This is a genomic window from Tenacibaculum sp. UWU-22 (assembly GCF_041021355.1).
Taxonomy (GTDB): Bacteria; Bacteroidota; Bacteroidia; order Flavobacteriales; family Flavobacteriaceae; genus Polaribacter.
Genome location: NZ_JBFNGP010000002.1, coordinates 241,268 through 259,588, shown reverse-complemented (window position 1 = coordinate 259,588; position 18,321 = coordinate 241,268). Strand labels below are relative to the sequence as shown.

Genomic DNA, 18,321 nt, shown 5'->3' with positions numbered 1-18,321 from the left:
AGTGCAAAAAGAAATAAAAAAAAACTTTTTCGATGTTTTTTGCAATTTTTTATCAAATCTAATTTTTTAGAATGATTAATTGATGTATAGACGGTATGTAATAATAAAACTAAGCGAGTTGAATAGAAAAGAGGTAGTTTAGTTAAGTATAAAATGACTCAATAAATATATGGGTAAAAAATAGTACATATATCAAGTAACTCGGTAGTTTATTATTTTTTTAAAAATGTATATTAAATCAATTAGAATTTATGCTTGAGGAGTTTATAAAAGTTAACAAAACAAAAATAGTTTCCGTTTTTGCAATGTTATGGTTTAGTACCATAATATCTCAAGGAAATAATTTTACTACAATAAATATAGAAAACAGCATAAAACAGTCTGGTAAATGGGGAATTTCTGCCGTTGTACATTGGAAACAGTTTTATTCTGCAGACGGATGGAGTCGTATAGGATTAGATTTAGAAGCTAAGAAAAACAGTAATCAATGGGATTTGTATGGTGGATTTGTTTCTAATAATACCATTGATAAAAAACAACCAGATTATTGGGAATTAAGACCTTGGTTAGGTGTAGGGTTAACAAATACGGTTTACAAACAATTACAGCTTAATCAACTTTTTAAGTTTGAGTGGCGTAATTTTCTTTTTTCAGAAAAATCACTCAATAAAATAACTACTCGATATCGCTATAAACTTAATCCGTTTTATAATTTTAAAAAAGGTTGGCAAGTTTACACTAGTTATGAATGGTATATATTACCGAATAAAGATTTAGGAACACGATTTATTAATGCTAGAGAGTGGTGTTTAGGTGTCTCAAAAAAAATAGCAAATTATGTCTTTTCGCTTGATTTTACAGAAGAATGGTATAACAAAACACAGTCTGACGAAAAAAATGGAAATACACTAACCTTAACAATTTCTTTTTAAATAAATATATAGTAATAAGATGTTAGGGGAAGTTCGTTAATCAAATTTTGTGTACGAATTGTGAACTTTTTGATACAAGACTAGCTAAATTTATAAGATTAAAAACCATACAGTAAAAAACAATAATCAAAATGCGTGGGGCAGATGAAGAAAGAAACTTTCAAGTAACAAAAAAACCTCTTGAAAATCAAGAGGTTTTTTTAAAGTGTTGCGGAGAAAGAGGGATTCGAACCCCCGGTCCTGTTACAGACAACGGTTTTCAAGACCGCCGCATTCGACCACTCTGCCATTTCTCCTTTAAGTAATGCAATTTACTGTATTGCGGATGCAAATATATAAACCTTTTTCGAACACAAAAAATAAATTTCTTTTTTTTTAATTACTAATTTCTTTATACCCCTTAATTAAAATAAATTCAATAAAAAGATTTATTTTTGCCACAAATTTTTAATTATAAAAACAGATGTTTAATTCTTTCGGAAATTTATTACAGCTTACTACTTTTGGAGAATCTCATGGAATTGCAATTGGCGGAATTATAGATGGGTTCCCAGCAGGAGTTGAAATAGATTTTGAAGCCGTTCAAAATGAATTAAACCGTAGAAAACCAGGGCAATCTGCCATTGTTACACAGCGTAAAGAACCCGATACAGTAGAGTTTTTGTCGGGTATTTTTGAAGGAAAAACCACAGGGGCAGCTATTGGTTTTAATATTAAAAATACCAATCAAAAAAGTAAAGATTACAATCATAACACTAATGTATATCGCCCTTCACACGCCGATTATACTTACGATAAAAAATATGGCATTCGTGATTATCGTGGAGGAGGAAGAACCTCGGCACGTGAAACAGCCAATTGGGTAGTTGCTGGGGCATTAGCAAAACAGTTAATTAATCACATACAAATTAATGCATTTACCTCGTCGGTAGGTGAAATTTTTATTGAAAAACCGTATCAAGAGTTAGATTTTTCTAAAACAGAAAAAAATATTGTTAGATGCCCAGATGAAGCTTCTGCTGAAAAAATGATTGCGAAAATTAAAGAAATTAGAAAAGAAGGGGATACTATTGGAGGTACAATTACTTGTGTAGCAAAAAATGTTCCTGTTGGATTAGGAGAACCTATTTTTAAAAAATTACATGCCGAGTTAGGTAAAGCAATGTTGTCTATAAATGCAGTAAAAGGATTTGAGTTTGGTAGCGGATTTTGTGGTAGTCAAATGAAAGGTTCGCAACACAACGACATTTTTAATACTGATGGTACTACGCAATCAAATTTATCAGGAGGTATTCAAGGTGGGATTAGCAATGGTATGGATATTTATTTTAAAGTAGCCTTTAAGCCAGTGGCAACAATTATGCAAAATCAGCCTACTATTAATGCCGACGGAGAGGCTACTGAAATTCAAGGAAAAGGTCGTCACGACCCTTGTGTGGTGCCTAGAGCAGTGCCTATTGTAGAGGCTTTAACCGCTTTGGTTTTGGCAGATTTTTGGCTACTTAATAAAGTACGAAGAGTATAACTTATTAACACCTTACTGTTTTTAAAGTTATCTTATGTAACTTTATACAGTTGTTTTTTGATTGATTTTTGATTCATAACTTTTTGTTATGCGGTTTCTTCTTTAGCTTTTTTTTGCGATAAAAAAATCACTTTTAAAAACACGTATAGTTAAATATTAAGCTTTTTTACAATGAACTATCGTAAAGGACGTGGTGCGCAAATTAACACACATAACCATTTTTTAAAGCACGAGCATGAAATACGTGACGATTTTTTAAATTATTGTGCTTTAGAAAACGAAAAGTCAGAAGTAAATAAAACACAATACCTTCAAATTTATCCTAAAACTATTCTTAATAAAGTTAATAGCCCTGATATTGGAGTAGCCTATTCTATGAATCCATATCAAGGATGTGAACACGGGTGTATTTATTGCTATGCTCGTAATACTCATGAATATTGGGGGTATTCTGCAGGATTAGATTTTGAACGCAAAATACTTTATAAAGCTAATGCAGCTGATTTGTTAGAAAAAAAAATACGCAGTAAAAATTGGAGACCTCAAAATATTATGTTTTCGGGTAATACAGATTGTTATCAGCCGATAGAAAAAAAAATAGAAATTACTAGAAAAATGTTAGCGGTACTTTTAAAGTTAAAACATCCAGTAAGTATAATTACCAAAAATGCACTTATTCTTCGTGATTTAGATATTCTTACTAAAATGGCTGCTCTAAATTTGGTTAATGTTAGCATTTCAATAACAACGCTTTCTGAACAAACACGTAGTATTTTAGAGCCAAGAACTACTACTATTAAAAAAAGATTAGAAACGGTTGAAGTTTTAACCCAAAATGCTATTCCTGTTACAGTTATGGTAGCACCTATAATTCCTGCAATTAACAGTCATGAAATTATTTCGATAGTAAAAAAAGTAAGTGAGTTAGGGGCTACTTCTGTAGCGTACACCATTGTAAGATTAAACGGAGCTATTGGAAAAATTTTTACCGACTGGGTGCAAAAAACGTATCCAAACAGAGCTGATAAAATTTTACATCAAATACAAGATTGTCATAATGGAAATTTAAACGATTCGCGCTACCAAAAACGAATGTCTGGTCAAGGAAAAATTGCAGAGCAAATAAAATTACAATTTGAACTTGCTAAAAATCGATATTTAAAAAATAAAGAAAAACTAGTGTTAGATTTTTCAAGGTTTGATAAAGATCAAAAAAATCAAATAAGCTTATTTTAACAGTATAAAGGCTTTAAAAGCTTAATTTTTATTGTTATATTCGTATAAACAAATAAAACTACTATTATGGAAACGAAAAAAAATGAAAAAATAGCCGATTTATTAAACATATTATTGGCAGATGAAAGCGTTTTATACCTTAAAACGCGTAATTATCATTGGAATGTTAAAGGACCAAATTTTTATAGTTTGCACAATTTATTTGAAGTGCAGTATGAAGAGTTAGCTGTTATGATAGATGATATTGCTGAACATATTCGGCAACTAGGGCATTATGCAGTGGCTACTATGGGCGATTACCTTAAAAGTACAAATTTATTAGAAACGGCACATGGTAATTTAGATGAAAAAACAATGTTGCAAAACTTAGTAAATGATCATAATACAATTATAAGAATACTAACCAATGATTTAGGTAAAAGTGAAGATTTAAAAGATACAATTACAGTAGACTTTATAACAACTCTCACTGAAAAACACCAAAAAATGGCATGGATGCTACAAGCATCGATTGCTTAATAACACAAGAGCTAATAGTAAAATATTAGCTCTTTTTTTAGGTGTCTAATATAGATTGTAAAATTATCTAGTTATACTCAAAAAAACTTAACATGCTACCCCCATACTTTTTAGTGTACTTATAGTTTGAATGGGTAGATAAATCGGTATGTTTAGCATGTTCTATAATTAAAAGCCCGTCTGTATTTAATACCTCTTTTTCAAAAACCAAGTCGGCAATTTTTAAAAACTGTTTTTCTTCAAAATTGTAAGGTGGGTCGGCAAAAATAATATCGGCAGTTAAAGCGGTTTTTTCTAAAAAAGAATACACATCTATTTTATAGGTATTGATAGGTAAACTTAGTTCTTTAGCTGTTTTATTAATATACGTTATACAATTAAAATGGTTGTCTATTGCTGTTATTTCTTTTGTGCCTCGTGAGGCAAATTCAAAACTAATATTTCCTGTGCCAGCAAATAAATCAATAACCGAAATGTTGTCAAAAAAAAACAAGTTGTTTAAAATATTAAACAAACTTTCTTTAGTCATATCAGTTGTTGGACGAACGGGTAGATTTTTAGGAGCTGTTAATCGTTTTCCTTTATGTTTTCCAGAAATAATGCGCATTTACGAGAGAAGTAAATAATTAGAATAAGGTGATAATTCGGTATCGCTTTTAAAAAAATCGGTATTTATTTTTATAAAATCAATATTGCGAATATAGGTGTGTGTTATTTTATAAATGGCTGAGTTTTCACTGATATCACCTAAAAAAGTAAGGTTAAACTTATTGGGGTCTAGCGCTAATTGTTCAGCGGTAAATAAAATGTAGTATATAAAATCTTCTTTAGTATTAAATAAAAAAGAGTTGTAGAATACTAAATCACTACCTTGTGTAACTACAATATCTAATTGCGAGGCACTGACGTACACAAAAAAGTGTTGTTGATCTTTAGTGGCGGCTAAATTTATTAGTTTATCTATTAATACAGTTGCGTGATGTTTATATTCAAATTCGCCAAAGTTTTGAAACAAATAGTTGTTTATGTTAACATATGGAATATATACATTTTTTGCACTGATTTTAGTACAATCATCAAAAGCAATAAAATCGTTAGCTAAGGTTTTAATAGTGTAATTTAAATAGGTTTTTAAATTGTTTTCATCAAAATATTTTGAAGGAACCAAAGTAGCTAAATTGTTTTGGTGTATTACAACTACATTTTTAAAATCTTGTTGTAGCGTAGAGTCAGAAGTAAAAATATGTTCAATTTTTTCAAGTAATAACTCTGGAGTTTCAACCTTATTTTTAAACTGATATTGAGTTACATTAATAGGTTTGTTAGAAGTTGCTTCTGTAATACAAAAAGAAAATCCATCCAAACTAAATTGGATGGATATATTTTTATGTTCAGCCTTTAACTCGCTATTTTTACTCTTTTTTATCAACCTTGTTTTTTGTCTTAGGTTTGTCGTAAAAAGGAGGCCAGTTACCACTTGTAGAAACTTCACTTAATGATCCTACAGAAATATCAGAACCTTTTATCTCATCGGTAGTAATAGCTTCTAGTTCTTGTTTTATTAATCCAGGGTCCATTCCTTTTAATACCGATTCTTTGTCAGTTCTAACTATAAAAACAGGTACTTCTAATCCTTGAACTTTTTCTACTGTTCCCGTTTCTATTACAAATTCTTTGTCGGTACCAGGTACTTTAAACATGTTTTTATAATCAACATCTTTAAAGTATTTTGAAACAGGCTCGTAACCCGTAGTATCTACTTTTCGTTTAGAAACGTTTACATAAATACCTCCTCCACGATTTTCTCTAACCATTATATTTTTACTTTCTGTAATAGCTAATTTACCATGTTCGATAAAATTAACTAAAGTATCTTTATTTTGTGCGTATTTACCATAAACTTCATGATACTTAACTTCAGCATCTCTAATAGACCTTAAATTATTAATAACTTTAGCATAACGTACCTTTTTATTAATATTAAAGTTAATAGGTCTCATAATTCCTTCATAAATTTTATAGCCAAGATATATGGAAGCTCCTAACAATAACAGAGATACCAACCATCTCATTTTAAGCGGCACAAATTTTACAACAAGATATGCCAATAAAAAAGCAACTACTACAGCCACTAAAATCATTAATAACAAATTCATTTTTACAGTTTTTAATATATGATACTGGCAAATCTATCATTTTTTTTTTAACGATAAAAACTTTTATTAGCAAATCAATATTATCTTTGAAATTTAATTAAAGAATGATAAAAACACCGAATGATTTTTACTGCGAATTGCTGAAAAAATTTCCGCATTCACCAACAACAAAACAAGATGAGCTATTGCAACTGTTAAGTGAGTTTACTTTTGATAAAAATAGCGACAAAATTTTTTTATTGAAGGGGTATGCAGGTACAGGAAAAACAACGGCGATAAGTACCGTGGTAAACTGTTTATGGCGGGCAGGGAAAAAAGCGGTGTTACTTGCGCCGACAGGTAGGGCAGCCAAGGTAATTTCTGGGTACGCCAGAAGAAAAGCTTTTACCATTCATAAAAAAATTTATTTTCCGAAGAAAAAAAGTAATGGTTCGGTAGAGTTTACAAAACAAATTAATAAACACACCGATACTCTTTTTATTGTTGATGAGGCTTCTATGATTTCTGATCAATCGAAAAATGAAAAATTATTTGAAAATGGTTCGCTATTAGATGATTTAATTGAGTTTGTATATTCAGGTAAGCATTGCAATCTTATTTTTATTGGTGATACGGCACAGCTTCCTCCTGTAAAATCTACCATGAGTCCTGCGCTTGAACCTGATAGTTTATCATTTAAGTATGGTAAAGAAGTGTTAGAAATTGAGTTAGACGAGGTAACAAGGCAAGAAGAAAATTCAGGCATATTAACCAATGCAACTACTTTACGTTTATTGTTGCAAAATAGTGCTACCGATTTTCAATTTGATATTCATTATCCTGATATAATAAGGTTAGAAGATGGTTATGAAATACAAGATGCAATTACTACAGCTTATCAAGGTAGTGTAGGTGTAGAGGATACAGCTATTATTGTGCGTTCTAATAAAAGAGCCAATCAATATAACCAACAAATTAGAACAAAAATAAGGGGGCAAGAAAATGAAATTGCTGTAGGCGATTATGTAATGGTGGTTAAGAATAATTACTTTTGGTTGAAAGACTCATCATCGGCAGGGTTTATTGCTAATGGAGATATTTGTGAAATACTTAGAATACAGGCTATTAAAGATTTATATGGTTTTAGGTTTGCAGAGGTAGAAGTTAGAATGATTGATTACCTAGATATGAAACCCTTTGAAACCGTATTGTTACTTGATACTTTACATAGTGAAAGTGCATCATTAAGTTACGAAGAATCGAATAAATTATACGAAGCGGTAAAAGCTGATTTTGCAGACGAAAAATCGAAATACAAGCAATTTTTGGCAATAAAAAAGAACAAATATTTTAATGCCTTACAAGTTAAGTTCTCGTATGCTATGACGTGTCATAAATCGCAAGGAGGACAATGGAAAACGGTTTTTGTAGAACAACCCTATTTAGCATCGGGTATTAGCATAGAATATTTACGGTGGTTATATACGGCTGTTACAAGAGCACAAGAAAAATTATATTTAATTGGTTTTAAAGATGCTTATTTTGAAGGCTAGTATAAGTCGTATTTTAAATTTCAGACTATTTTTTACTAGAAAATTAATTAGATGTTGATACGATTTTAATTAAATTGGTAGGCAATTTTAATTGTTGCGTACGAATTAATATTTGGTACTCTAGGACTTTTTAGTTTTTTGGAATAGTAATGAATTGAATATTCAAAAATATATCGATTTTTACTAAAAAGAACACCTAAATCGGCAGTATATTGAAAGTGTTTTATGTCAAATGTTACGGGGCTATTATCGTTAAAAAGGCTTCCTTGAATAGTGGCGTCATAACCCACTAACCCAATACTTGGCTTTACGTAGATAAAAAATTCGCGCGAGCCGTTGCTTTTGTTAAGATTTTTTTGGTTTAAATTCCCACCAAAGGCTATCGAATTTACCATTCTTTTTAAAGGTAATAAACTAAATCTAGAATAGATGCCCGTGTTAACTTTTGTAAAAATGGTTCCTAAACGGACAGAATTACACCAGTTTATATCTATCGTTTTCGAGTTAGTTATCCATAAAGGTTTTATATAAGCAGTCTCTAAATTTAAAGCAAAAGTATTAGCTATTTGGTATTTCCATCCTTCAGCTTTCTTATAGCCATACAAATTGTGTACAAAGTTCATGACTTCTTCTCCATGAGCCATTGGTCCTAAAACACCTATTTTTAAAGCTGTTTTTAAAACGGTATTACTTTTAAAATATAAATCAATACCAAAATTACCAAATAAATACCCAGCAAAAGGGCGATCGTGTAAACTAACATCATTTACTATAGATAAATAAGGAGTATACATTTGTTGAGCGAATTCGAAATTATAAATTCTTTTTAATACTTTTTTATTAGAATGGGTGCTTAAATACCGATAATTTAAAAATAATCCATTGGTGTAATATTGGTCTTTTTTTATTGAAATATAAAGGTCGTTATCGCTAGTTAAACTAAATTGTTTTAAAAAAGAATGTTGAGCAAAACAAGTTAGTGAAAAACAAATAAAGGAGAGTAGTGTAAATTTTTTCAAATCAATAATTTAAGCTTAATAATTTATTTTTATTTGTTGCTCAGCAGGTTATAACGTACTTATAATTACTGTCTTTTAGTTGTGTTTTAAATTTTAATTATAAAAATAATTAATTGTTTTTTATGGTTATATAAGTTTGACGATGCAAATATATGTTTTAGAAATTTATTTGTTTTTTTATTTAAAAAAACAAATAAAATAAGGCTTTATTAAAGCATAAATTACATAATATTTGTTACATTGGGCATTATTTTATAAGATGGAAAACACCCCTACTTTAACTATAGAAGATTTTGAAAGTGTTAATACCAACAAAGAGTTGATTGCACTAATACAGCAAAAAAACATTCCTTTTGATAAAGTTGAACGAACTGTGGTTTACGAAGATGAATTACGTAAACTACAGATAGAATTGGTTAAACTACAACAATGGATTGCCAAAGAAAAAAAGCGAGTAGCCGTTATTTTTGAAGGAAGAGATGCAGCCGGTAAAGGAGGTAATATTCGTCGGTTTATGGAGCATTTAAATCCTCGTTCTACACGATTGGTAGCTTTAAACAAACCTACCGAAGTAGAAAGAGGGCAGTGGTACTTTCAACGCTATATAAAAGAGTTGCCCAATCCTGGTGAAATTGTTTTTTTTGATCGGAGTTGGTATAACAGGGCAGTTGTTGAGCCTGTCATGGGGTTTTGTAAAGAAAAACAATACCAAGAGTTTTTAGTTCAGGTGCCTGAATTTGAACATATGTTATATGAAGACGGAGTGGTAATTATTAAGTTTTGGTTATCCATTTCTAAAAACGAACAATTAAAACGTTTTGAAGCTAGAAAAGATAATCCTTTAAAACGTTGGAAATTTAGTCCTGTAGATAAAAAAGGGCAAGAGCTATGGGATAAATATACTTTTTATAAAGAAGAAATGTTTAGTAAGTCGCATACAACTTACAGCCCATGGATAGTAATACAAACTAACGACAAAAAAATAGCTCGATTAGAAGCGATACGATATGTATTGTCAAAATTTGATTATGACGGCAAAAAAGAAGCTCAAACAGTATTAACTCCTGACCCAAACGTGGTGATGCGCTACTATCGTTCGGTACAACAAATTAAATATTCATGAAAAAACTAACCTCTGAAGAACTAAAAAAACTTAATACAAATAAGGGGTTATTAGCTATAGTTTCTAAAAACCCATTAAATTTAGAACGTGCTGTTAGGTATGTAAATTATCAGCAAAAACTTAAAAATTTACAAGTAGAGCTTATAAAATTACAAACTTGGGCAATAGAAAAAAACGAACGAATAATTATACTTTTAGAAGGGAGAGATGCTGCTGGAAAAGGAGGGGCTATTCGTAGAATGACCGAGCGTATTAATCCGCGCCATATGCGTATTGTTGCCTTACCAAAACCTACTGATGACGAACGTACTCAATGGTATTTTCAACGCTATGTGGCACAATTTCCGAAAGCAGGTGAAATTGTTTTTTTTGACAGAAGTTGGTATAATAGAGCTGTTGTAGAGCCTGTAAATGGATTTTGCACCTCAGAAGAATATCAAATTTTTATGAATCAAGTAAATGATTTTGAACGAATGATATTAGAATCGGGTATTCGATTGGTAAAAATTTATATGTCAATTTCTAAAAAAGAGCAAGCCAAACGATTTGAAGATATTGCAAATAATCCGTTAAAACAATGGAAAATGACGCCTGTAGATGAAGCGGCGCAAGAATTATGGAACGACTATACCACATATAAAAAAGCAATGTTTTCTAAAACAAATACTGATATTTCTCCTTGGAAAATTATTAAAGCAAATAGAAAAACAGCAGCACGTATTAATGCGATAAACCATGTGCTAAAAAGTATTCCTTACGATAAAACAATTCAAATTTAAACGGGCAGGTTTTTACTTTTTCGCATAAAACATAAATTTCATTAGTATTGAAAGTTAGTGCTGTAAAATTCTATTTTTCACAAAATGATTAAAAAATTTAGCAGACCTAGTTAACCATATAAATTAAATAAAGATTAGTCAATGCCTATAGAAATTGGTAATAAAGTAGCGTTAATAGACGAAAATTTAACTGGAGTTGTAATTGCGGTAAATAAAAATAAAATTACTATTGTTTCTGATGATGAAATGAAATATATTTTTGATGTTTCTGAGCTTATAAAAATAGGAGTAGACCAAGAAGAAATAGCCAAACAATCTGAAATAAATGAAGGCTTACTACAAGAAAAAAATGCACTTAAGAAAACACGCGTAAAACCATTTAAAAAAAATAAAAAAGAGGTGGTGATGGAGGTAGATTTACACATAGAAAAGCTTGTAAAGTCTACTCGTAATATGGATAAATACGATATTTTGCAATATCAATTAAATACAGCTCAACATAAACTAGAATTTTGTATTCAAAAGCATATTTCTAAATTAATACTAATACACGGAGTAGGTGAGGGAGTGCTAAAAGCGGAATTACAATTTTTGTTAAACAAATATCCAGTAACCTATAGCGATGCATCATATCAAAAATATGGTATGGGGGCAACTGAAGTAACCATTTAAAAGTGTACTTTTGCCTTATGAGTAGTGTATATTTAGATAATGCAGCAACAACTAAAATGTTTCCAGAAGTTGTTGAATTAATGTGTAAATCGATGGAAGAAAATTATGGCAATCCATCATCTACTCATCAGTTTGGGCGCAAAGCTAAATCAGCAATAGAAACCGCCCGAAAAAAAATAGCAACCTATTTTAATTGTACAGCTAGCGAAATTATTTTTACCTCAAGTGGTACAGAAGCCGATAATTTAATTTTGTGCAATGCGGTTACGCATTTAAATGTTCAGCGAATTATTACCAGTACTATCGAACACCATGCCGTATTACATACGGTTAATCATCTAAAACAGCTATACCCTGTTGAAATACAATGTGTTGAGGTGAATTCTTTTGGAGAGGTAGATTTGGCTCATTTAGAAAAATTATTGTCAGATACTTCGTTAAAAACCTTAGTAAGTTTAATGCATGTAAATAACGAAATAGGAAATATTTTACCCATAAATAAGGTGTGTGAATTGTGTAAAGAACACAATGTGCTGTTTCATTCAGATACGGTGCAATCGATAGGTCATTATAAAATAGATTTACAAAAAACACCAATAGATTTTATAACAGCAAGTGCACATAAGTTTCATGGGCCCAAAGGTGTTGGTTTTGCCTATTGTAAAAGTGCAATTGGCATTGCACCAATTATTTATGGAGGTAATCAAGAAAAAGGAATTCGCTCTGGCACCGAAAATGTACAGGCTATACTTGGTATGGAAAAAGCTTTAAGTATATTATATGCCAATATAAACGAAGACACTCAAAATTTGTTAGCCCTAAAAAAATATTTTATTACAGAACTTCTTAAGTTATCAAAAGAAATAGAATTTAACGGGCTTTCGTCAAACTTAGAAAAAAGCAGTTGTGCTATTTTAAATGTGCGTTTTCCAATTACCAATAATATGTTGTTATTTTCACTTGACTTAGCGGGTATAGCAGTTTCAGGCGGAAGTGCTTGCCAAAGCGGAAGTAATAAAGGCTCACATGTGTTAAAAGCTATGCTACCAGCCAATGAAGCCAAAAAAACATCGGTGCGTTTTTCGTTTTCTAAATTTACTACGATAGCTCAAATTGATTATTGTGTAGAGAAATTAAAAACCGTATTAAAAACAAACTAATTAACAGCAATTATAAATAAAATAAAATTATATTAACAATTTACGTATCTTCGCAGCCTAATAACAGAATGAAATATTTGAAGTGAAAAACAACAAAGTGAATGATGAGAGAATCGATGAAATAGGAGAAAACCACGTAGGTACCTCAGCAAAAACACCATTACGTGTTGATGCTTTTGCTATTTCTGATTCAGAAAAAATTAGTAAAATTCAAGAAAAAGTAAAAGATATTCTTGAAATTTTAGGAATGGATTTAACCGATGATAGTTTACAAGGTACACCCAAAAGGGTAGCAAAATCTTTTGTAAACGAATTGTTTATGGGATTAAACCCAGCCAATAGACCTAAAGCGTCGACATTTGACAATAACTACAAATATGGCGAAATGTTGGTTGAAAAAAATATTGTTGTATATTCTACTTGTGAGCATCACTTGTTGCCTATTGTTGGTCGAGCGCATGTTGCTTATATTTCTAGCGGAAAAGTAATTGGGCTTTCTAAAATGAATCGAATTGTAGAATATTTTTCTAAACGCCCGCAAGTTCAAGAACGCTTAACTATGCAAGTAGTACAAGAAATGCAAGAAGCTTTAGGCACACAAGATGTAGCTTGTGTTATTGACGCTAAGCACTTGTGTGTAAATTCTCGTGGAGTAAAAGATATTGAAAGTTCTACAGTTACTGCAGAGTTTGGGGGTAAGTTTAAAGAAAAAGAAACAAAACGAGAGTTTTTAGATTATTTAAAAATAGAAACTGATTTCGATTAGTTTTTTTATTTGATTTTTATAGAAAACGCTTGTTTGTTTTCAATAACACCCGTTAAAATATCATTTTCTGACACTTTGCCCACACCGGCAGGAGTACCAGTGAAAATGATGTCGCCTTTTTTAAGCGTAAAATATTGCGAAACATAACTAATTAATTCATCTATTTTCCATAACATTTCTTGTGTATTTCCATCTTGCACAATTTCATTGTTTTTAAGTAGTTGAAACGAAATGTTATTTATGTTAAACTCTTCTTTAGCATAAAAATTACCCACAACAGCACTTCCGTCAAAAGCTTTGGCTTTTTCCCAAGGCAACCCTTTTTGTTTACAAGTTGTTTGTATATCACGAGCTGTAAAATCGATTCCTAAACCAATTTCGTTGTAATAAGTATGTGCAAATTTTGGGGTTATATATTTACCTACTTTATTAATTTTAACTAAAACCTCTACCTCATAATGAATATCATTTGAAAAAGGAGGAATAAAAAAAGGTATTTTTTTAGGTAATATTGCCGAATCAGGCTTTAAAAAAATAACTGGGTTTTTAGGTTTTTCGTTAGCGAGTTCTTTTATATGTTGCGTATAATTACGTCCTATACAGATTATTTTCATTGTTGTTGTAAGTTGTATGTTATGGATTAATTATTATGGAATCCATTTTTTTGGAAAATTAGGTTTTCGCTTTTCTAAAAAGGCATCACGTCCTTCTTTTGCTTCATCGGTCATGTAGGCTAAACGAGTTGCTTCACCAGCAAATACTTGTTGTCCTACCATGCCGTCGTCAGTTAAATTCATGGCAAATTTTAACATTTTTATTGAAGTGGGTGATTTTGCTAAAATTTCTTGCGCCCATTGGTAAGCGGTGCTTTCTAATTGCTCATGAGGTATAACAGCATTTACCATACCCATATCAAAAGCTTCTTGTGCAGAATAGTTTCGACCTAAAAAAAAGATTTCTCTAGCTTTTTTTTGTCCCACCATTTTTGCTAAATAAGCAGAGCCATACCCGCCATCAAACGAAGTAACATCGGCATCGGTTTGTTTAAATATAGCGTGTTCTTTACTGGCTAAAGTTAAATCGCATACTACGTGTAAGCTATGTCCACCCCCAACAGCCCAGCCAGGGACTACACAAATAACTGCTTTAGGCATAAATCGAATTAACCGCTGTACCTCTAATATATTTAATCTATGATAGCCATCTTCACCCACATAACCTTGATGCCCACGAGCTTTTTGGTCACCTCCTGAGCAAAAACTCCACACCTGGTCTTTTGTGCTAGGGCCTTCGGCAGATAGTAGAACCACGCCTATAGAAGTATCTTCATTAGCATCGTAAAAAGCATCGTATAGTTCTGAAGTTGTTTTAGGCCGAAAAGCATTTCTAACATTAGGTCTGTTAAAAGCAATTCGAGCAACCCCATTACATTTTTTATAGGTAATATCTTCGTACTCTTTAGCTATTTTCCATGTAGGTTGTGTCATGATTTAAAAATTTTATTATTAAGTTTGTCTAGTATAGACTAGCGCAAAAATAAAATATTCGATTTTTTTGTGCTAATTTACAGTAATAATAATAGTAATTAGACATGAAAAAGATTTGGTGTTTGGCGTTTTTATTTACCATAAGTTTGTCACTGCTTGCACAACAACAGGTTATTAACCAAAAGTTTACCTCTAAAGAGTTGTATGGGGTGCGTGATTTAAAAATTTATCTTCCAGAAGGCTATAAAGAAGAAACCCATAATTACCCTTTAGCAATAGTAATAGATACCGATAATTTATTTAACCTTTATGTAGAGAATGCAAAATTATTTGCCTCAAAAGACAGAGCCCCTAAACAAGTAGTGGTTGGTATTTCTTTAGATAAAACAAAGGAAGAAGATATTTATTATGATAAAGACACTTATAGATTAACAGGCGGTAACGTTAAATTTATAAATTTTATAAAAAAAGAAATTATTTCTTTTATAGAGAAAAATTATAGAATTTCTCCTTTTATTACCATTGTTGGAGAAGGAATGGCAGCAAATATTATTACCGCTTTTTTAAATGAAGATACTTCGTTGTTTAATGCTTATGTGTGTATAAACCCCATATTTCCGCCTACAATTACAGAAAAAGTTAGCTCGTATCAAGTATATCGATTTGGTAAAGAAGATAATCAATTTTATTATTATTTAAACAATCTTCCTTTTTACAGTAAAAGTGAAAAAAAAGCCTTAACGATGTTAAAGACTTACTTTAATTCATTAAGCGCCAAAAATTTTCATTTTAAGTATGATGACATGAATTCGCCCAATTATTTATCTGCAATGAGCGAAGCTATTCCACGTGCTATTAATGTTATTTTTGAATTGTATCGTGGAATTAGTGAAAAAGAATATAATGAAAAGATTAAAAATTTATCACCTCAAGAAGCAATAGCATATTTAGAAAAAAAATATTTAGAGATTGATTATTTGTTTGGGGTTGATTTAGGAATACGCATAAAAGATATTTACGCAATTGAAAATATTGTTATTGATAGAGAGGGGGGGAGGTATTTACTTGATTTTGGTGAAATGATAGTAAATGTATATCCAAAATCACATATAGGTGATTATTATATTGGTTTATATTACGAAAAACAAAACCAAAGAGATCTTGCTTTAGAATATTATAAAAAGGCTTACGGTAAAATGAATGATTCTGACCCTAAAAAAGAATTGTTTTATGGTAATATTAAGAGGTTAAGCGGTAAATAATTATTTTTTCAATTCAATTCTATCAGTTAAAATATTAATTTTTTGCTGTTTGTATAAATTTCCAATAGCGCGTTTAAAAGCCTTTTTACTTATTTGTAAATGAAATTTAATAGCCTCTGGGGTGCTTTTGTCAGTTAATAACAAAAATCCTTTTTCTTGTAGTTTTTTTAAAACTTTATCAACATCGGTATCAATTACATTTTTAAAACCCTGAGCACGTAAACTCACATCTATTTTTCCGTCTTCACGAAGTTTTTTTATATAGCCTATTGTTTTTACACCTTCTTCTATATCTTCAAAAATTTCGTTTTTATAAAGTAATCCTTCAAGTGTTTCATTAATTAAAACAGTATAGCCTAATGCTGTTTCTTGCCCAATGATTAAGTCTACTTTATCGCCTTCTTGTAAATCCATTATTGTAAATAGTTAAAATAGTTTTTTAAAATAGTATTGTTTTTATTATTTGGGGTAAAAATTTCTAGCAATTTTGGTTTTTTTGAAGAGCGATAAAAATTATATAATTTTTCAGTTACTTCTTTTGTTGAAGAAGCATGGAGGTATTTAAAACCATACATTTTACACAAATGTTTGGCGGTTAAATTGTGTGGCGTTTCAAAATAAGAAATTGCGTTAGTGGTATTGGGGCCGGGGATAATTTTAAATATTCCGCCACCAGCATTATTAATTAAAATAACACGAAAGTCTTTTTTAACATTATTGTTCCATAAAGCATTACTATCATAAAAAAAACTAATATCACCTGTAATAAAAACAGTTTGATTATTACAGGCGTATGCAGCCCCAATTGCCGTAGAGGTGCTCCCATCTATTCCGCTGGTACCTCTATTACAAAATACCTTTAAGGTTTGGTTTAAGGTAAATAATTGTACGTATCTAATAACAGCACTATTACTAATTTGTAGTTGTGTGTTTGTAGGGATACTGGCTAAAACTTGTTGAAAAGCTTTTAGGTCAGAATGTTCAGTTTTCGCTAAATAATCTTGGTGTTTTTTGTGTTTTATATCACGAATAGTTAACCATTTATCTTGATACTCACTTGCTGTTGTTTTTGTTACTTTGTTAAAGTTTTTAAAGAAATGAGTAGGAGTGGTTTTAATAAAGTTTGATAAGCAGAAAAAAGTATTCATTGCTGTTTTATCGTCAATATGCCAATGATGTGTTGGTTGATGTGTTCTTAAAAATTGTTTAATTTTTTTAGAAACAATCATTCCGCCAAACGTGATAAGAATATCAGGTTTTAGCTCGCTAAACTCTTCATTATTAAGAGAAAAAATAAGTTGGTCAATTGTATGAATGGCTTTTTTATGATGAATATTTGAGGTGGTTTCGGTTAGTAATAAAATCGATGTATCTTGATTTATAAAATCTAACAACTTGTTTAATTCATCATTAGGATAATTTACCCCAACTAAAATCATTTTCTTTTTCGTGTTATTCCAAATGCTAGCTAATTTGGTATAATCGATTGCATTATCAGGGTTTATTACCGTTGTTTTTTTAGTAGTATTTAATGCTGTTAAAAAATTAAATTCTTGTAATTGTTCGACTGTTTCATACAAAGGTTCATCAAACGGAACATTAATATGTACAGGGCCTTTTTGAGTGCTGCTTATTTTTAAAGCATTAGCTAATAAGGCAAGATTTGTATTTTGTTGGTCGCAATTTTCTTCAAGATTTACTGAACATAGAATGTGATTTTTAAAAACATTTTCTTGTCGAATGGTTTGACCGTCTCCGATATCAATTAAATGTTTGGGTCTGTCGGCAGAAATAATTACTAATGGAATATTACTGTAAAAAGCTTCAGCAATAGCTGGGTAATAATTTAATAAGGCTGAACCAGAAGTACAAACAACAGCAACAGGCTGTTGTGTTTGTTGGGCAATGCCAAGTGCAAAAAAAGCCGCACACCGTTCATCAACCACACTTAAAGCGGTTATTTTTGAATGATTATAAAAACCAACTGTTAGCGGGGCGTTTCGCGAACCTGGAGAAATAACTACGGTATTAATATTAAATTGGCTACATGCCGATATTACTAATTGTGCAAGTTCTTTTTTTGGAAAAACCCTCTTTGAGGTATTTACTTCAGATAAAAAATCTTTTTTTTTAAAAACTTTTTCAGACATTGT

The 18,321-nt window shown here is 30.7% G+C and carries 19 protein-coding genes and 1 tRNA gene; 11 read left to right on the top strand and 9 right to left on the bottom strand.

All coding sequences use genetic code 11. The features are described 5' to 3' along the window. The first annotated feature begins 251 nt into the window (after positions 1 to 251). A complete protein-coding gene (locus AB2B44_RS06435) occupies positions 252 to 932 on the top strand; it encodes a DUF2490 domain-containing protein (protein WP_369048748.1) in 681 nt (226 codons plus the stop codon). 211 nt (positions 933 to 1,143) lie between these two features. Here AB2B44_RS06435 and AB2B44_RS06430 read toward each other — a convergent pair. Beyond that, a tRNA-Ser gene (locus tag AB2B44_RS06430) sits at positions 1,144 to 1,228 on the bottom strand. Between the two features lie 167 nt (positions 1,229 to 1,395). Between AB2B44_RS06430 and aroC the strand changes: the two genes are divergently transcribed. From aroC to AB2B44_RS06415, 3 genes are all read left to right on the top strand, one after another. Next, positions 1,396 to 2,457, top strand: coding sequence for a chorismate synthase (aroC, locus tag AB2B44_RS06425; protein WP_369048747.1), 1,062 nt, complete (start codon positions 1,396 to 1,398; stop codon positions 2,455 to 2,457). Positions 2,458 to 2,628: 171 nt separating this feature from the next. After that, positions 2,629 to 3,693 (top strand): PA0069 family radical SAM protein, encoded by a 1,065-nt coding sequence (locus AB2B44_RS06420; protein WP_369048746.1) that lies wholly within the window; start codon positions 2,629 to 2,631, stop codon positions 3,691 to 3,693. A 66-nt stretch (positions 3,694 to 3,759) separates the two neighbouring features. Continuing rightward, on the top strand, positions 3,760 to 4,212 hold the full coding sequence (locus tag AB2B44_RS06415; protein ID WP_369048745.1) for a Dps family protein: 453 nt from the start codon (positions 3,760 to 3,762) through the stop codon (positions 4,210 to 4,212). A 67-nt stretch (positions 4,213 to 4,279) separates the two neighbouring features. On the opposite strand, the gene rsmD is transcribed toward AB2B44_RS06415, so the two are convergent. From rsmD to AB2B44_RS06400, 3 genes are read right to left on the bottom strand one after another with little or no spacing between them, the layout of a single operon-like run. Beyond that, positions 4,280 to 4,819, bottom strand: coding sequence for a 16S rRNA (guanine(966)-N(2))-methyltransferase RsmD (gene rsmD / locus AB2B44_RS06410; RefSeq protein ID WP_369048744.1), 540 nt, complete (start codon positions 4,817 to 4,819; stop codon positions 4,280 to 4,282). Beyond that, positions 4,820 to 5,641, bottom strand: coding sequence for a DUF3822 family protein (locus tag AB2B44_RS06405; protein WP_369048743.1), 822 nt, complete (start codon positions 5,639 to 5,641; stop codon positions 4,820 to 4,822). Then, complete coding sequence (locus AB2B44_RS06400; RefSeq protein WP_369048742.1) at positions 5,625 to 6,368, bottom strand: hypothetical protein; 744 nt, start codon at positions 6,366 to 6,368, stop codon at positions 5,625 to 5,627. The genes AB2B44_RS06405 and AB2B44_RS06400 overlap by 17 nt, the downstream gene beginning before the upstream one ends. A gap of 104 nt (positions 6,369 to 6,472) precedes the next feature. On the opposite strand from AB2B44_RS06400, the gene AB2B44_RS06395 reads away from it, so the two are divergent. After that, positions 6,473 to 7,900: an ATP-dependent RecD-like DNA helicase gene (locus AB2B44_RS06395; protein WP_369048741.1), complete on the top strand. Its 1,428-nt coding sequence runs from the start codon at positions 6,473 to 6,475 to the stop codon at positions 7,898 to 7,900. 65 nt (positions 7,901 to 7,965) lie between these two features. Here the strand turns inward: AB2B44_RS06395 and AB2B44_RS06390 are convergent, their stop codons facing one another. Further along, a complete protein-coding gene (locus AB2B44_RS06390; protein WP_369048740.1) occupies positions 7,966 to 8,919 on the bottom strand; it encodes a lipid A deacylase LpxR family protein in 954 nt (317 codons plus the stop codon). A gap of 259 nt (positions 8,920 to 9,178) precedes the next feature. Here AB2B44_RS06390 and ppk2 (AB2B44_RS06385) point away from each other — a divergent pair, with 259 nt between their 5' ends. From ppk2 (AB2B44_RS06385) to folE, 5 genes are all read left to right on the top strand, one after another. Next, positions 9,179 to 10,042 (top strand): polyphosphate kinase 2, encoded by an 864-nt coding sequence (gene ppk2 / locus AB2B44_RS06385; protein WP_369048765.1) that lies wholly within the window; start codon positions 9,179 to 9,181, stop codon positions 10,040 to 10,042. Continuing rightward, complete coding sequence (ppk2, locus tag AB2B44_RS06380; protein WP_369048739.1) at positions 10,039 to 10,821, top strand: polyphosphate kinase 2; 783 nt, start codon at positions 10,039 to 10,041, stop codon at positions 10,819 to 10,821. Before ppk2 (AB2B44_RS06385) ends, ppk2 (AB2B44_RS06380) begins: the two co-directional genes overlap by 4 nt. A 141-nt stretch (positions 10,822 to 10,962) precedes the next feature. Next, positions 10,963 to 11,493 carry a Smr/MutS family protein gene (locus tag AB2B44_RS06375; protein ID WP_369048738.1) on the top strand — a complete coding sequence of 177 codons (531 nt, stop codon included), beginning with the start codon at positions 10,963 to 10,965 and terminating at the stop codon, positions 11,491 to 11,493. A 17-nt stretch (positions 11,494 to 11,510) separates the two neighbouring features. Further along, the gene (locus tag AB2B44_RS06370; protein WP_369048737.1) at positions 11,511 to 12,653 is read left to right on the top strand and encodes a cysteine desulfurase family protein; all 1,143 of its coding nucleotides are present in this window, start codon (positions 11,511 to 11,513) and stop codon (positions 12,651 to 12,653) included. Positions 12,654 to 12,726: 73 nt separating this feature from the next. Next, positions 12,727 to 13,419, top strand: coding sequence for a GTP cyclohydrolase I FolE (gene folE, locus AB2B44_RS06365; RefSeq protein ID WP_369048764.1), 693 nt, complete (start codon positions 12,727 to 12,729; stop codon positions 13,417 to 13,419). 5 nt (positions 13,420 to 13,424) lie between these two features. On the opposite strand, the gene AB2B44_RS06360 is transcribed toward folE, so the two are convergent. Together AB2B44_RS06360 and AB2B44_RS06355 are read right to left on the bottom strand one after the other, a co-directional pair. Next, entirely contained in the window at positions 13,425 to 14,033 is a 609-nt protein-coding gene (locus AB2B44_RS06360; RefSeq protein WP_369048736.1) for a fumarylacetoacetate hydrolase family protein, read from the bottom strand. 33 nt (positions 14,034 to 14,066) lie between these two features. After that, the gene (locus tag AB2B44_RS06355; RefSeq protein WP_369048735.1) at positions 14,067 to 14,906 is read right to left on the bottom strand and encodes a 1,4-dihydroxy-2-naphthoyl-CoA synthase; all 840 of its coding nucleotides are present in this window, start codon (positions 14,904 to 14,906) and stop codon (positions 14,067 to 14,069) included. 104 nt (positions 14,907 to 15,010) lie between these two features. Here AB2B44_RS06355 and AB2B44_RS06350 point away from each other — a divergent pair, with 104 nt between their 5' ends. Beyond that, positions 15,011 to 16,168 (top strand): alpha/beta hydrolase-fold protein, encoded by a 1,158-nt coding sequence (locus AB2B44_RS06350; protein ID WP_369048734.1) that lies wholly within the window; start codon positions 15,011 to 15,013, stop codon positions 16,166 to 16,168. On the opposite strand, the gene AB2B44_RS06345 is transcribed toward AB2B44_RS06350, so the two are convergent. Beyond that, entirely contained in the window at positions 16,169 to 16,582 is a 414-nt protein-coding gene (locus tag AB2B44_RS06345; RefSeq protein WP_369048733.1) for a DNA-binding protein, read from the bottom strand. Next, positions 16,582 to 18,318: a 2-succinyl-5-enolpyruvyl-6-hydroxy-3-cyclohexene-1-carboxylic-acid synthase gene (menD, locus tag AB2B44_RS06340; protein ID WP_369048732.1), complete on the bottom strand. Its 1,737-nt coding sequence runs from the start codon at positions 18,316 to 18,318 to the stop codon at positions 16,582 to 16,584. The genes AB2B44_RS06345 and menD overlap by 1 nt, the downstream gene beginning before the upstream one ends. Between the last annotated feature and the right edge of the window lie 3 nt (positions 18,319 to 18,321).

Bases quoted from the DNA above. Each gene is read 5' to 3' on its own strand.
- ppk2 (WP_369048739.1), top strand. From the start codon at position 10,039: ATGAAAAAACTAACCTCTGAAGAACTAAAAAAACTTAATACAAATAAG.
- AB2B44_RS06435 (WP_369048748.1), top strand. From the start codon at position 252: ATGCTTGAGGAGTTTATAAAAGTTAACAAAACAAAAATAGTTTCCGTT.
- aroC (WP_369048747.1), top strand. From the start codon at position 1,396: ATGTTTAATTCTTTCGGAAATTTATTACAGCTTACTACTTTTGGAGAA.
- AB2B44_RS06345 (WP_369048733.1), bottom strand. From the start codon at position 16,582: ATGGATTTACAAGAAGGCGATAAAGTAGACTTAATCATTGGGCAAGAA.
- ppk2 (WP_369048765.1), top strand. From the start codon at position 9,179: ATGGAAAACACCCCTACTTTAACTATAGAAGATTTTGAAAGTGTTAAT.
- AB2B44_RS06350 (WP_369048734.1), top strand. From the start codon at position 15,011: ATGAAAAAGATTTGGTGTTTGGCGTTTTTATTTACCATAAGTTTGTCA.
- rsmD (WP_369048744.1), bottom strand. From the start codon at position 4,819: ATGCGCATTATTTCTGGAAAACATAAAGGAAAACGATTAACAGCTCCT.
- AB2B44_RS06420 (WP_369048746.1), top strand. From the start codon at position 2,629: ATGAACTATCGTAAAGGACGTGGTGCGCAAATTAACACACATAACCAT.
- AB2B44_RS06375 (WP_369048738.1), top strand. From the start codon at position 10,963: ATGCCTATAGAAATTGGTAATAAAGTAGCGTTAATAGACGAAAATTTA.
- AB2B44_RS06400 (WP_369048742.1), bottom strand. From the start codon at position 6,368: ATGAATTTGTTATTAATGATTTTAGTGGCTGTAGTAGTTGCTTTTTTA.
- AB2B44_RS06355 (WP_369048735.1), bottom strand. From the start codon at position 14,906: ATGACACAACCTACATGGAAAATAGCTAAAGAGTACGAAGATATTACC.
- AB2B44_RS06370 (WP_369048737.1), top strand. From the start codon at position 11,511: ATGAGTAGTGTATATTTAGATAATGCAGCAACAACTAAAATGTTTCCA.
- menD (WP_369048732.1), bottom strand. From the start codon at position 18,318: ATGTCTGAAAAAGTTTTTAAAAAAAAAGATTTTTTATCTGAAGTAAAT.
- AB2B44_RS06415 (WP_369048745.1), top strand. From the start codon at position 3,760: ATGGAAACGAAAAAAAATGAAAAAATAGCCGATTTATTAAACATATTA.
- AB2B44_RS06395 (WP_369048741.1), top strand. From the start codon at position 6,473: ATGATAAAAACACCGAATGATTTTTACTGCGAATTGCTGAAAAAATTT.
- AB2B44_RS06360 (WP_369048736.1), bottom strand. From the start codon at position 14,033: ATGAAAATAATCTGTATAGGACGTAATTATACGCAACATATAAAAGAA.